Origin of the sequence: Arthrobacter terricola, from assembly GCF_004354015.1 — a bacterium.
GTDB lineage: Bacteria > Actinomycetota > Actinomycetes > Actinomycetales > Micrococcaceae > Arthrobacter > Arthrobacter terricola.
Map to the genome: position 1 here is coordinate 27,221 of NZ_SMRU01000017.1, position 12,821 is coordinate 40,041.

The window sequence follows — 12,821 nt, forward strand, 5'->3', positions numbered from 1 at the left end:
GGCCAGCATGCCTAGCGAAACAGCAACCAAGCGGGGACGCCCCGGATACGACCAGCAATCGGTGCTGCTCATCGCCGTCGACGTCTTCAACCGCCACGGTTACGACGCGACGTCGATGGGCATCCTGGCCGAAAACCTCGGGATCTCAAAGTCTGCCATTTACCACCACGTACCGTCCAAGGGCGATCTTCTGAAGCTCGCCCTTGAGCACGCATTGGGTGGGCTTGAGGCCATCCTGGAACAGCCGGAGGCGGTCACTGGTGCGGCCGACGCGCGGCTTGAATTCGTGCTGCGGCAGACCATCGCGGTGCTGGTGGAGAGGCTGCCGTTCGTTACGCTGCTCCTGCGCCTGCGGGGCAACACAGACATCGAACGCGACGCCTTGGAACGCCGTCGGGCTTTCGACCACAAGGTAGCCGCGCTCATTTCCGACGCCCGGGAAGAAGGCACGCTGCGCCAGGACATCGACCCCCGCACCGTGACCCGGCTCCTGTTCGGGACCATCAACTCGATCGTGGAGTGGTACAAGCCGGGCGGATCCCTGTCCCCCGAGCGCCTCGCCGACGACGTCATCACCATGGCGTTCGACGGCCTCCACGCGTCGGTGTAGCACCCCCGGTTCGCCATTCCCGCACGCCCGCTCACGTCCGGCGCCCTGTCCTCCAACGCTCGCTCACACATACGGCCAGATGACAGAACGCTCGCTCACTAAAAGTGAACGAGCGTTCTGCGTACTTTGGGTGCTTTTCAGTCAATCAGAGCTGGTATTCGGCTTGGATGCCAAGGCTTTCATGAACGCAGAGGACGTTGTTTTCCGTGTCCATGAACCAGGCGCAACGATCGGCGTCGGTAGTACAAATGTGGTGTTCGGTCTTGAGATCGGGGAGATCGTAATCCCGGAATTCGACGCCGCTCGCCTCCATTTCGTCGACTGTCCGCTCGATGTCGCTGACTTCAAAGGAAAGGGCAGTGTGCGATGAGTGCATGCCGTCCTTGATGGGCATCAACTGCAGCATGGGGCCGCCTTCGATGCCAAACAAATCATTTCCATCCCAAGTCATGCCGCGATGAGGAAGGCCGAGTTTCTCTGCGTAAAAGCTGCGGGCTCGGGCTACGTCGTCGACGGGCAAGACGGTTGTGGCTGTTCTGAGTGCTAGGTTCACTTCGCCACCTCCTACGCTGAAAATCTTACGCCGGGCGGGCGCGGAAAGAACTTGTGAGCGAGCGCCGGCCCAAAACCCGACATACATGAGCAAGCGCCGGCCCAAAACCCGCCAGACGTGAGCGAGCGTCGGAAGGGGGCTACTTCTCGACGAGGGTCAGCACGTCGTAGGTGGCCACGATTTCGTCATTCTGGTTGGTGAGCACGGCGTCCCAAGCAACCTCTCCATACGAGTCGGTCTCGCGTGGGGTGATCTTCTTGGCGGTAAGGGTGACCCGGATGGAATCGCCTGCCGCCACCGGCGTGATGAATCGCAGGTTCTCGAGACCGTAGTTGGCCAGCACGGGACCCGGCGCGGGCTCCACGAACAGTCCGGCCGCCCAGCTCAGCAGCAAATACCCGTGGGCGACGATTCCCGGGAAGAACGGGTTTGCTTCCGCGGCTTCCTGGTTGGTGTGGGCGTAGAAGGTGTCGCCGGTGGAATTGGCGAAGGCCGTGATGTCCTCCAGCGTGACTTGCCGCAGCTCGGAGCGCACGGCGTCGCCAATCCGCAGCGAGTCGAGCGACTTCCGGAACGGGTGGGTGCCTTCGGTCTCCACCGTGAAGTTGCGGTCAGCGCCAGTGTGCCAGACGCCCGTCACCGCGGTCAGCATGTTGGGAGATCCCTGGATGGCGGTGCGCTGCATGTGGTGCATGACAGAACGGATACCGCCAAGCTCTTCGCCGCCGCCCGCACGTCCGGGGCCGCCATGGACAAGGTGCGGTACGGGTGAGCCGTGGCCGGTCGACGAGCGGGCGTCCTCCCGGTTGAGCATCAGGACACGGCCATGGTGCGCCGCGATTCCGGTGACCAGCGTGGCGGCGACCGCGGGATCGTTCGTGCATACGGATGCGACGAGCGAACCGCCACCGCGGGCGGCGAGGCGGACGGCGTCGTCGAGGTCCGAATACCCGATCACCGACGAAACCGGACCAAAGGCCTCCAACGAGTGGACGGCTTCTGAGTCCACGTCAGCCCAGCTCAGGACGACCGGCGACATGAATGCGCCTCCCTCGACGACGCCCACCGCGCCGCCCTGAGAGGTGACCGACGGCGAATCAAGGGTTCCGTACGCGAGCTCACCGCCGGCGTCGAGCATTGACTGGACGGCGGCGCGGACATCGGCGAGTTGCTCGAGCGACGCGAGGGCGCCCATCGTGACGCCGTCCGCACGAGGATCGCCGAGCACGACGCGTTCGTCAACCCGCGCGCCGATGGCGGCAACGACGTCGGACACCAACTCCCGGGGCACGATGGTGCGGCGGATCGAGGTGCACTTCTGCCCGGCCTTGACCGTCATCTCGGTGACGACGGACTTAATGAAGGCGTCGAATTCGGGGGTGCCGGGAACGGCGTCGGGCCCGAGGATCGCGGCGTTGAGCGAATCGGTTTCCGAGGTGAAACGGACGCCGCCCTGGACCACGTTGGGGTGGGATTTCAGGGAGTTGGCCGTCGACGCCGATCCCGTGAATGCGAGGAGGTCCCGGTAGTCGAGGTGGTCCAGAAGGTTGCGGGCCGAGCCCGAAATGAGCTGGAGCGAGCCTTCGGGCAGGATCCCGGAATCGACAATTGCCCGGACCACTGCCGCGGCGACGTAGCCCGTGGGGGTAGCCGGCTTCACGATAGTGGGGACGCCTGCGATGAACGCGGGCGCGAATTTCTCGAGCATGCCCCACACGGGGAAGTTGAACGCGTTGATCTGCGCCGCGACGCCGGGGATGCGGGTGTAAATGTGCTCGCCGGCGAATGATCCGTCGCGCGAGAGGATTTCCATGGGCCCGTCCACGACGACCTGCGAGTTCGGCAGTTCGCGGCGTCCCTTGGAGCCGAAGGTGAACAGCACGCCGATACCGCCGTCGATGTCCACCATCGAGTCGATCTTGGTGGCCCCGGTCTTGAAGGACCATTCGTAGAATTCCTCGCGGCGGCCGTTGAGGTACTGGGCAAGTTCCTTGAGCTTGAGCGCGCGCTGGTGGAACGTCAGTTTGCCGAGTTCCCGCTGGCCGACGGTTCGGCCGTAGTTGACGACGCCGGCCAGGTCCAGTCCGTCGGTGTTGACCGTTGCGAGGACCTCGCCTGTGCTGGCATCGCGGACGGGGATGCCCGCGCCGCCGCTTGGGGTCCACCATGCGCCTTGGACAAAACTGGGCACGGTTTCAACAGCTGTGGCTTCCGGAGCGACTGCGGTACTGGTCATCGTCGACGGGTCCTTCCAAGGCACGGGCAAGATACGGATTGAACGGCCGCAAATTACTGACCGGCCGTTCGGTAATATTCCCAGAATACATGAGAGCCCCGGTCTGCACACTAGTTCCGCAGCGTACGACGACGGCGCGCGGCCGGCTTGGGCTGTACAGGCACCGCAGGCGCGGCCAGCTTCGCCCGTAGTGCGGCGACCTGTTCGACAGACAGCGAGTTGTCCGCCAGGAAGGCGGCAGTGTCCAGATGACCCACGAACTCCAACAAGCTGGCGGTCCGCGACGCCAGCATCCTTTCCAACGCCTCGTCTTCCAGGAATCCGTCATGAGCATGCGGGGCGGGGTGATTGCGGTGCCGTTCATTGATTCCGCGCATCCCTTGCTGGTATCCGCGGACGATTTCCTCGTCGTCGACGCCCGCCAAATTCTGCAGCATCACCGCAATGATCCCGCTGCGATCCCGCCCCGCCGCGCAATGGATCACCACGCCGCCCGGTGCCGCGGCAATGGCCTGGAACACCGCCGCGAGCTTATCCGGGAAGATGCGAAGGTAGTCGGCATAGTGCGCGGGGTCTTTGAGATAGGGGCCGAAAAGTTCGGTGAACTCTTCGCTGTCCGGGTCCTCGGTGGGGCAATGAACGATCTCGAACCGCGACGTTACTTCCGGGGAAACCTGCGGGTCAGTGTCGCGCGGCTGCTGCTCACGCAAGGTGCGCAAATCGATCACGGTGCGGACGCCGTCGTCGTACATTTGCTGCCAACCGACTTCGGTGAGCCACTCCCGCCGCCCCATCCGATAAACGCTGCCCACTATATGCCAAGCGTTCACGGCGCCATCCCAGCGGACACCTGACTGCGCGACCGAAACCATCCGATCCATACCGCACAGCTAATCACAGGAGGCCGCAAGACGTGAGCAGGGGTGGGGGAAAAGCCCGCCAGACGTGAGCGGGCGTCAAAACACGCCCGACAAAACCCGACGCCAGCTCACATATGACACCCCTCCGGCTAACCCTCGCGCACATCACGTGAGCGCGCGTCGAGGAAAAGGCGGTCAGACGTGAGCGGGGGTGGGTGGTTGCGCGGGATTCGTGATCCATGTCATACTCTTTCTCGATACGCATCGACGATACGTATCGACGGATATGATTCACCGAGAACATATGAGCGACGAGGAGGCCCGGAACATGCCTACGAGCAAGGATGTGGCCCTGGCAGCCGGCGTCGCGCAGAGCACGGTTTCGTACGTGCTGAGCGGCAAGCGACCCATTTCCGAGAAAACCCGGAAAAAGGTCGAGGCCGCCATCGAGCAGCTCACCTACCAACCCAACGCCGGTGCCCGTGCTTTGGCAGGGCGCAGGACCCACGTGATCGGCTTGGTCATTCCGTTCATTCCAGAGCTGGAAATGGGATCGATCATGGAATTCGTCTCCGTGATCGCAAGCACGGCGCGGCAATTCGACCACGACATTCTCCTGGTCACGGACGACGAAGGTGCCGCAGGATTGCACCGGGTCGTCGGGCAGCAGATTTGCGACGGCCTGATCCTCATGCAGATTGAGGACGAGGACGAACGCCTCCCTGTGGCCCGAAACCTGAATGTCCCGGTGGTGCTGATCGGCATCCCCCGCGACCCCTCCGGTCTGGTCTGCATCGACGCCGACTTCGAAATGGCAGGTGAGCACTCCGTCCGGGATCTCGCAACGGCCGGCCATTCCGTGATTTCCGTCATTAACTGGCAGCCCGCAGTGATGGACCGGCACGTGAACTACGTCGACCGGTTCATGCACGGCACGGATGTCGCGGCGGAAGCACTGGGCGTAACCGTGCTCCATCTTCCAGGCGGGACCGACCGCGCCACCATTTCCGAATCGGTCGACAAGGCCCTCGCCAGCACCACCGGCAAGCCCGCATTCATCGCCCCCGATCGCACCATTCAGGACATCCTGCGCCGGATCCTGGGCAGCCGGGGATTGACTCCCGGCGTCGATGTTTCCGTCATCGGCAGCGCCTCGCCCACGCTCGCCGAGCTCCAACCCATTCCGCTTACCACCATCGACTTGCGGCCGGCCGAAGTATCCCGGCGAGCAGTCAAAATCATGTGCGAACTCCTCGAAAACGACTCCCAAGGACCACACGAATCCCTGGAACTGGTACCAACGGTCATAACGCACCGCTCCAGCACGCTCCGCCCGCAGTGACTCGCCACCCCTGATCCACACTCCGGCAACAAGCACGCCCCAGCAACAGTCATCGAATAACTATCGATACGCATCGTCGATACGCATCGATGAATGACAAATGACAACCGACACCCCCACCCACCAACAACCCACCAAAGGACCAGACAATGAAGTCAGCTATCAGGACTCGTCGCCCGCTCGCCTTGGCTGTAGCAGCGCTGGTTGGCCTGCCGCTCGCCATCTCCGGTTGCGGCACCAACGCCTCCGCTTCTTCCTCGGAAGACGTGAAGGAAATCTCCGTGATGGACTACTACAACAACGAGCCGGACAAGAGCTTCATCGGCGATGCCCTGACGGCCTGCGGTACCAAGGCCGGCGTGACCATCAAGCGGGAAACCGTTCCGGGCAAGTCTCTCATCTCCAAGGTGCTGCAGCAGTCCTCCTCCAAGACCCTGCCGGACGTCCTCATGCTCGACAACCCGGATCTGCAGCAGATTGCCGCCACCGGTGCACTGGCACCCCTCAGCGATTTCAACATCAGCACGGCCGACTTCGCTCCGGGCGTACTGAGCGCCGGTACCTACAAAGACAAGGTTTACGGCCTTGCACCCACTGTGAACACGATCGCGCTCTTCTACAACAAGGACATCCTGGCGAAGGCCGGAGTCACCCCGCCCACCACGTGGGACGAACTGAAGGCCACGGCAACAAAGCTCACTTCGGGCGAGCAGTACGGCCTGGCCTTCAATGCCAACCCGACGTACGAAGGCACGTGGCAGTTCCTCCCCGTCATGTGGTCGAACGGCGGCGACGAGAAGAACATCGACACCCCCGAAACCGCCCAGGCACTCCAGCTGTGGACCGACCTGGTCAAGGACGGATCGGTGTCTTCCTCCGCCCTGAACTGGACCCAAGCGGATGTCAAGGACCAGTTCATGGCTGGCAAGGCAGCCATGATGGTCAACGGCCCGTGGCAAATCCCCGCCCTGGACAAGAACACCGCACTCCATTACGGCGTCGTGAAGATTCCGGTCCGTGATGCCAGCCAGACGGAGATCGCGCCGCTCGGCGGAGAAGTGTGGACGGTTCCACAGACCGGCAACAAGGCCCGTCAAGCGAAGGCCGCGGAAATCGTGGCGTGCATGAACAGCGACGAAAACCAGATGTCCATGGCCAAGGCCCGCAACACGATTCCGTCAAAGACGAGCCTCGCGGCGAAGTTCGCCAGCGAGAACCCGAAGCTCGCCACCTTCACGGACCTCATCAAGACCGCACGCGCCCGCACCGGTGAACTCGGCGAAGGATGGCCCGCCCAAGCAACCAAGATCTACACCGCCATCCAGACCGCGCTGACGGGGAAGGCTTCTCCGGCCGACGCCCTCAAGCAAGCCCAAGGCCAGTAAGCAGGCGGACATGTCCCTTAGTACAGACGTATCGCTTACCAACTCGGGCCCGGGAAAACCTGGAGCCACGCAGGAAGAGTCCCAGTCCCCCGCCCAGCCGTCCCCCCGAAACAATCGCCGCAGCCGCCAACGTCGCGAACGCCTCTTCCAATGGCTGTTCCTCGTTCCCGCCGTCATCTACATGGCCTTGTTCTTCGGCTACCCCGTGGTCAAGAACGTCGTGATGAGCTTCCAGGACTACACCACCGCCACGTTCTTCACCGGAGAAGCCCCCTGGGTGGGGTTGGCGAACTACGCGACGGTGCTGTCGTCGTCGTTGTTTTCAACGTCGCTGATCAACACGGCGCTGTTCACGATCGGTTCGATCGTTGGCCAGTTCGTGGTCGGCTTGGCTCTGGCGATCTTCTTCCAGCGCAAGTTCCCGCTCAATGGCATCCTCCGTTCGTTGCTCCTGCTCCCCTGGCTGCTGCCGCTCATCGTCTCGAGCGCCGTGTGGCGGTGGATCCTGGACAAGGACAGCGGCGCGTTGAACCGATTCCTGGGCCAGTTGCACATCGTGGACACGGGCATTCCGTGGCTCACCAGCACGTCCCTGGCGCTGATCGCAGTGGTGGGCGTGAACATCTGGATTGGTATCCCGTTCAACCTGACCATCCTCTATGGCGGCCTCCAGGAAATCCCCGATGAGCTCTACGAGGCAGGTTCGTTGGATGGCGCCACCGGGTGGAAGGCGTTCCGGCACATCACGTGGCCCATGCTGCGTCCCGTGGTGAGCGTGGTCCTGGTGCTCGGCGTGGTGTACACACTCAAGGTGCTGGACATCATCCTGGGCCTGACAAACGGCGGTCCCGCCAATTCGACGCAGACCATCGCCACCCAGTCCTACGCCTTGTCCTTCCAAGAGTTCAAATTCGGCGAGGGCGCCGCCCTGGGCAACGTCCTGGTGATCATTTCCCTCGTGTTCGCGGTCCTGTACCTGCGCGCCAGCCGCCGGTCCGTCGATGAGTGAGGAAACCATGACGACGACGAAAATCACCAAGCGCCCTTCGGCGCCTGCGAGCGCTTCCCACCACGCGAAAACAAGCGCCCCCGAGCGCAAGAAGTGGGGTTACACGGTCCTGGCCATCGTCTTCCTGGCCATCATGTTGTTTCCGGTCTACTGGATGATCAACGCCTCGCTGCAGCCCAACGGCACCACGCTGGAAACCTCGTGGTTGCCCTTGAAGCCCGACTTCTCGGGCTACGCCACAGCCATCAACGAGCAGGGCGGGAACCTCGGAACCAGCCTGATCATCTCCTTGGGGAGCGTGGTCCTCTGCCTGGCCATCGCGGCACCCGCGGCCTACGCTTTGGCCTACTTCAAGGTCCGGGGCGCGGGCGTGGTCCTCTTCGCGATCCTGATCAGCCAGATGATTCCGGGCATCGTCGTGGCCAACGCGCTCTACACGGCCTACAACGACCTCGGTCTCCTCAACTCCATCCCGGGCTTGATCCTGGCCGACTCCTCCCACGGCATTCCCTTCGCGATCCTCATCATCAGGGCGTTCATGAACGGCATGCCGGCCTCGGTCATCGAAGCTGCCCGCGTGGACGGGGCAGGGCATGTGAGGGCTTTCTGGTCCATCGTGGTCCCGTTGAGCAGGAACTCGCTCATCACCGCCGGGCTTTTCACCTTCCTGTTCACGTGGAGCGATTTCCTCTTCGCCCTGACCCTGACCACCACCGAGGCCGTGCGTCCCGTGACCTTGGGCATCTTCCAGTACATCGGCGCCTACGTGAACGACTGGAGCTCGGTCATGGCCACCGCGGTCCTCGCGTCCATCCCCGCGATCATCCTGCTGGTCGCCGCGCAGAAGTACATCGCCGCGGGCACGACCGGCGGAGCTGTTAAGTAGCGGCGGTCAAGTAAGCAGCTCACGACGGCGGCACGCACCGCCGGTGCCGAACCCGCCGCCCAGCCCGCCGCCGTCGGGCCCTACCTACCGCCCGCACGCATCGCCGTCGGGCCCCCAAACAACCACCTTCCAAGGAGAAAACCATGTCTGAACCCATCCGCGTCACGGTGTGGAGCGAAAACCGGCACGAGAAGCGCGACGAACTGGTCGCCCGCCTGTATCCCGAGGGAATGCACGGCGCCGTGAAGGCCGGCATCGAGGAAAACCTCGGAGCCAACGCGGTTGTGCGCACGGCCACGCTCGACGAGCCCGAACACGGACTCACCGAGGAAGTCCTCGCCAACACGGACGTCCTGACCTGGTGGGGGCACATGTCCCACGCCGACGTCGACGACGAAATCGTGGAGCGTGTCCACCAGCACGTCTTGTCCGGAATGGGCTTGATCGTGCTGCACTCCGGCCACTGGTCCAAGATCTTCACGAAACTCATGGGTACCTCCTGCACTCTCCGCTGGCGTTCGGAACAGGACCGCGAATTGGTGTGGACCGTGGATCCCACGCACCCCATTGCGAAGGGTGTTCCGCACCCGATCGTGATCGACCAGCAGGAAATGTACGGCGAATTCTTCGACATTCCCACGCCCGAGGAACTCGTGTTCGTCAGTTCCTTCAGCGGCGGCGAAGTCTTCCGTTCCGGTTGCACCTTCCGCCGCGGCCACGGCAAGATCTTCTTCTTCAGCCCCGGTGACCAGGACTACCCGGTCTACCACCACAAGGACGTCCGCCGGGTCATCTCCAACGCCGTCGAATGGGCCGTCACGGACCGGCCCGAGCGCGCGTACCCGGAACTGCTCCGCTACGAAACCAACGATTTCTTCAACGGCAAGAGCTACCAGGGAGCCAACGCATGAGCACCCCCTTCGCAACGATTCCCGACGACGGCACCCCGCTTCGCGTCGTCGTCGTCGGTGCCGGAGGCATGGGCCGCGCCTGGCTGCGGACCGTCGAAGAGTCGCCCCTCGTCGAGTTGGCGGGCATCGTGGACCTGGACCTCGACGCGGCCCGCGCCGGTGCGGCGTCGATCGGGCGCCCCGACCTTCCGGTAGGAGCCGGGACCGCCCAGTTGGCGTCCGACGTCGGAGCCCAGGCGGTCATCAACGTCACCATCCCGGTGGCCCACCACCCGGTCACCACCGAGGCTCTGGCGGCGGGACTGCCGGTCCTGGGCGAAAAGCCCGTGGCATCCACTGTGGCCCAGGGCTTGTCCCTTGCCGCTGCGTCGGAACTCACCGGCCAGTTGTTCATGGTCAGCCAGTCCCGTCGCTACAACCGCCACCTTTTTGAGGCGAAGCGGCTGGCTTCTGGTTCCTTGGGCGCGGTGGGCATCGTCTCGGCCGAATTCTTCAAGGCTCCGCACTTCGGTGGCTTCCGCGACGCCATGGACCACCCTTTGCTGCTGGACATGGCGATCCATCAGTTCGACATGGCCCGGTTCCTCCTCGACGCTGACCCGGTTTCGGTGTTTTGCGAGGAATACAACCCGTCCTGGAGTTGGTACAGCGGCGACGCCGGGGCCACGGCGATCTTCGAGATGACGGGCGGCGAACGGTTCGTGTTCACGGGAAGCTGGTGCAGCCCGGGCAGGGAGACCTCGTGGAATGCGGCGTGGCGGATCAGCGGCGAGCACGGCACGGTCTTGTGGGACGGCGACAATGAGCCGATCCTGGACGCGGAGCTGGGCGCTGACGCTTCCGGCTTTTCCGGGGTCGCCGCCGAGAACCCCGGGCAGGAAATCGCCGGATCCCTGCGCGATTTCGTAGCAGCCCTGCGCACAGGGAGCACGCCCATGGGCCAGGTCCACCAGAACATCATGAGCCTGGCGATGGTGGAAGCAGCCATCCTGAGCGCTTCCATCGGCACCCGGGTTTCCGTGGATGCCCTCCTCGAGGAATCGTACGCGGAGGCTGTCCTCGCCGAGCGCGACCCCGCCGTCCTCGAGGTGCTGAAGTCCTGGACCTCGGTCCGCAGCGCCCTGGCCGGCGAAAGCGTGGCACTGTGAGCAAGGTGTTGAGGGTCGGGCTGGTGGGCTACTCCTTCATGGGAGCCGCACACTCGCAGGCCTGGCGGACCGCGCCGCGGTTCTTCGACCTCCCGCTCGCCCCGCAACTGACGGCGTTGGTCGGGCGGAACGATTCCGCCGCCCGTGCGGCTGCAGCGAAACTCGGTTGGGACTCAGTCCACACCGACTGGCGCGAGCTGATCGAGCGGGACGATATCGACGTCGTCGACATTTGCTCGCCCGGCAACACGCACGCAGAGATCGCGATCGCGGCCCTTGAGGCGGGAAAGCATGTGCTGTGCGAAAAGCCGCTGGCCAACACCGTCGCTGAGGCGGAACGGATGGCTGAGGCCGCATCCCTCGCGGCGGCCCGCGGCGTGTACTCGATGTGCGGCTTCACCTACCGGCGCACCCCGGCACTCGCGCTGGCCAAGCGGATGGTCGACGACGGCCGGCTCGGCACCATCCGCCACGTCCGGGCGCAGTACCTGCAGGACTGGCTGAGCGACGAGAACGCGCCCATGACCTGGCGGCTGGACAAGTCAAAATCCGGTTCCGGATCCCTCGGCGACATCGGCGCCCACAGCATCGACGCCGCCCAGTGGATCACGGGCCGCACGATTAGCGGCGTCTCGGCGATGCTCGAAACGTTCGTGAAGGAACGGCCGATCGGCGGCGAAATGGTCGGCTTGGGCGGGCACGGCGCCGTCGGCGATGACGTGCCGCGCGGGAAGGTGACCGTGGACGACGCGGCGATCTTCAGCGCGCGCTTCGGCGGGCCAGCCCACGACGGCGGGCCTCACGACAACGGGGCGGCGTCCGACGGCGGGCCGATCGGCGTCTTCGAGGCCACCCGTTTCGCACTCGGACGCAAGAACGCCATGCGCGTTGAGCTGAACGGAACCCTCGGTTCGGTAGCCTTCGACTTCGAGGATATGAACGTGCTGCAGTACTACGGCGCAGCGGACGGCCCGGACGCTGGTTTCCGCCGGATCATGGTCACGGAGCCGTCCCATCCTTACGTGGGAAACTGGTGGCCAACCGGCCACGGCCTCGGCTACGAGCACGGCTTCACGCACCAAGTGGTGGATTTCGTGACTGCGATCGCCGAAGGCCGGCAACCCGAGCCTTCCTTTGCGGACGCGCTCCAGGTCCAGAAAGTGCTCGAAGCGGTCGAAGCCAGCGCGGCAGCCGACAGCCGCTGGCAGAGCGTGTGAGTTATGCCCGCCAAGGCGAGGCCCGGCCGAAGCTCCTTCGACCGGGCCTTCGCCATCTACCCTAAAAACGCTTGGCGAGCCGGAATTCCAGGCCGTTACGGACGGCCGGCCATTCATGCTCAAGGATGGAGAACACCACGGTGTCCCGCAGGACGCCGTCCAATGTGCGCGAGTGGTTGCGGAGCACGCCGTCCTGTTTGGCCCCGAGGCGGGCGATAGCCTCCCGGGACTGGTGGTTGAGCCAGTGGGTGCGGAATTCGACCGCGGGGCAGCCCAAGGTCTCGAACGCGTGGCGAAGGAGCAGAAGCTTGGAATCGGGGTTGCTGCCGCTGCCGTGCGCCGAGGCTGCGTTCCACGTGGAACCGATCTCGACCCGTGGCGTGACGGGGTCGATGTTCATGTACGTTGTCATGCCGATCAGCCTGCCGTCGGCTTTCAAGCGCGTGACGAAAGGCAGCATGGTGCCTTTGTCCTGCAAGGCGAGGCGGCGGTCGATCTCGGTGGCCATGCCTTCCGGCGCAGGCACTGAGGTGTACCAGAGCTTCCACAGTTCGCCGTCCTTGGCAGCATCGACCAAGCCATCATGGTGTTCCTGGCTCAAGGGCTCCAACGTCACGAACCGGCCATCGAGGGTCACGGGTGCAAAAGGGGTCACCCCGCCAGC

12 protein-coding genes are annotated in these 12,821 nt (G+C 64.1%); 8 read left to right on the top strand and 4 right to left on the bottom strand.

Features of this window, described 5'->3' with window-relative positions; translation table 11 throughout:
* The first annotated feature begins 7 nt into the window (after positions 1-7).
* A complete protein-coding gene (locus E1809_RS14810) occupies positions 8-610 on the top strand; it encodes a TetR/AcrR family transcriptional regulator (protein ID WP_133205013.1) in 603 nt (200 codons plus the stop codon).
* A gap of 145 nt (positions 611-755) precedes the next feature.
* Here the strand turns inward: E1809_RS14810 and E1809_RS14815 are convergent, their stop codons facing one another.
* The 3 genes from E1809_RS14815 to E1809_RS14825 form a co-directional block, all read right to left on the bottom strand.
* On the bottom strand, positions 756-1,163 hold the full coding sequence (locus E1809_RS14815) for a VOC family protein (protein ID WP_133205014.1): 408 nt from the start codon (positions 1,161-1,163) through the stop codon (positions 756-758).
* Between the two features lie 139 nt (positions 1,164-1,302).
* Positions 1,303-3,399, bottom strand: a complete 2,097-nt coding sequence (paaZ, locus tag E1809_RS14820) for a phenylacetic acid degradation bifunctional protein PaaZ (protein ID WP_133205015.1) — start codon at positions 3,397-3,399, stop codon at positions 1,303-1,305.
* Positions 3,400-3,509: 110 nt separating this feature from the next.
* Positions 3,510-4,280 carry a tyrosine-protein phosphatase gene (locus tag E1809_RS14825; protein WP_374102699.1) on the bottom strand — a complete coding sequence of 257 codons (771 nt, stop codon included), beginning with the start codon at positions 4,278-4,280 and terminating at the stop codon, positions 3,510-3,512.
* A 307-nt stretch (positions 4,281-4,587) separates the two neighbouring features.
* On the opposite strand from E1809_RS14825, the gene E1809_RS14830 reads away from it, so the two are divergent.
* From E1809_RS14830 to E1809_RS14860, 7 genes are all read left to right on the top strand, one after another.
* Positions 4,588-5,601 (top strand): LacI family DNA-binding transcriptional regulator, encoded by a 1,014-nt coding sequence (locus E1809_RS14830; RefSeq protein ID WP_133205017.1) that lies wholly within the window; start codon positions 4,588-4,590, stop codon positions 5,599-5,601.
* Between the two features lie 149 nt (positions 5,602-5,750).
* Positions 5,751-6,986 carry a sugar ABC transporter substrate-binding protein gene (locus E1809_RS14835; RefSeq protein ID WP_133205018.1) on the top strand — a complete coding sequence of 412 codons (1,236 nt, stop codon included), beginning with the start codon at positions 5,751-5,753 and terminating at the stop codon, positions 6,984-6,986.
* Positions 6,987-6,996: 10 nt separating this feature from the next.
* Complete coding sequence (locus E1809_RS14840) at positions 6,997-7,995, top strand: carbohydrate ABC transporter permease (RefSeq protein ID WP_235835608.1); 999 nt, start codon at positions 6,997-6,999, stop codon at positions 7,993-7,995.
* A gap of 133 nt (positions 7,996-8,128) precedes the next feature.
* On the top strand, positions 8,129-8,881 hold the full coding sequence (locus tag E1809_RS14845; protein WP_215279595.1) for a carbohydrate ABC transporter permease: 753 nt from the start codon (positions 8,129-8,131) through the stop codon (positions 8,879-8,881).
* Between the two features lie 143 nt (positions 8,882-9,024).
* Entirely contained in the window at positions 9,025-9,792 is a 768-nt protein-coding gene (locus E1809_RS14850; RefSeq protein WP_133205020.1) for a ThuA domain-containing protein, read from the top strand.
* The gene (locus tag E1809_RS14855) at positions 9,789-10,940 is read left to right on the top strand and encodes a Gfo/Idh/MocA family protein (protein ID WP_133205021.1); all 1,152 of its coding nucleotides are present in this window, start codon (positions 9,789-9,791) and stop codon (positions 10,938-10,940) included. Before E1809_RS14850 ends, E1809_RS14855 begins: the two co-directional genes overlap by 4 nt.
* Complete coding sequence (locus tag E1809_RS14860) at positions 10,937-12,157, top strand: Gfo/Idh/MocA family protein (RefSeq protein ID WP_268908696.1); 1,221 nt, start codon at positions 10,937-10,939, stop codon at positions 12,155-12,157. Before E1809_RS14855 ends, E1809_RS14860 begins: the two co-directional genes overlap by 4 nt.
* Positions 12,158-12,218: 61 nt before the next feature.
* Here E1809_RS14860 and E1809_RS14865 read toward each other — a convergent pair whose 3' ends face one another.
* Complete coding sequence (locus tag E1809_RS14865; protein ID WP_133205022.1) at positions 12,219-12,812, bottom strand: GNAT family N-acetyltransferase; 594 nt, start codon at positions 12,810-12,812, stop codon at positions 12,219-12,221.
* Positions 12,813-12,821: the final 9 nt, after the last annotated feature.

Coding starts and splice junctions, on each gene's coding strand:
- E1809_RS14810 (WP_133205013.1), top strand. CDS start 8: ATGCCTAGCGAAACAGCAACCAAGCGGGGACGCCCCGGATACGACCAG.
- paaZ (WP_133205015.1), bottom strand. CDS start 3,399: ATGACCAGTACCGCAGTCGCTCCGGAAGCCACAGCTGTTGAAACCGTG.
- E1809_RS14825 (WP_374102699.1), bottom strand. CDS start 4,280: ATGGATCGGATGGTTTCGGTCGCGCAGTCAGGTGTCCGCTGGGATGGC.
- E1809_RS14830 (WP_133205017.1), top strand. CDS start 4,588: ATGCCTACGAGCAAGGATGTGGCCCTGGCAGCCGGCGTCGCGCAGAGC.
- E1809_RS14835 (WP_133205018.1), top strand. CDS start 5,751: ATGAAGTCAGCTATCAGGACTCGTCGCCCGCTCGCCTTGGCTGTAGCA.
- E1809_RS14840 (WP_235835608.1), top strand. CDS start 6,997: ATGTCCCTTAGTACAGACGTATCGCTTACCAACTCGGGCCCGGGAAAA.
- E1809_RS14845 (WP_215279595.1), top strand. CDS start 8,129: ATGTTGTTTCCGGTCTACTGGATGATCAACGCCTCGCTGCAGCCCAAC.
- E1809_RS14850 (WP_133205020.1), top strand. CDS start 9,025: ATGTCTGAACCCATCCGCGTCACGGTGTGGAGCGAAAACCGGCACGAG.
- E1809_RS14855 (WP_133205021.1), top strand. CDS start 9,789: ATGAGCACCCCCTTCGCAACGATTCCCGACGACGGCACCCCGCTTCGC.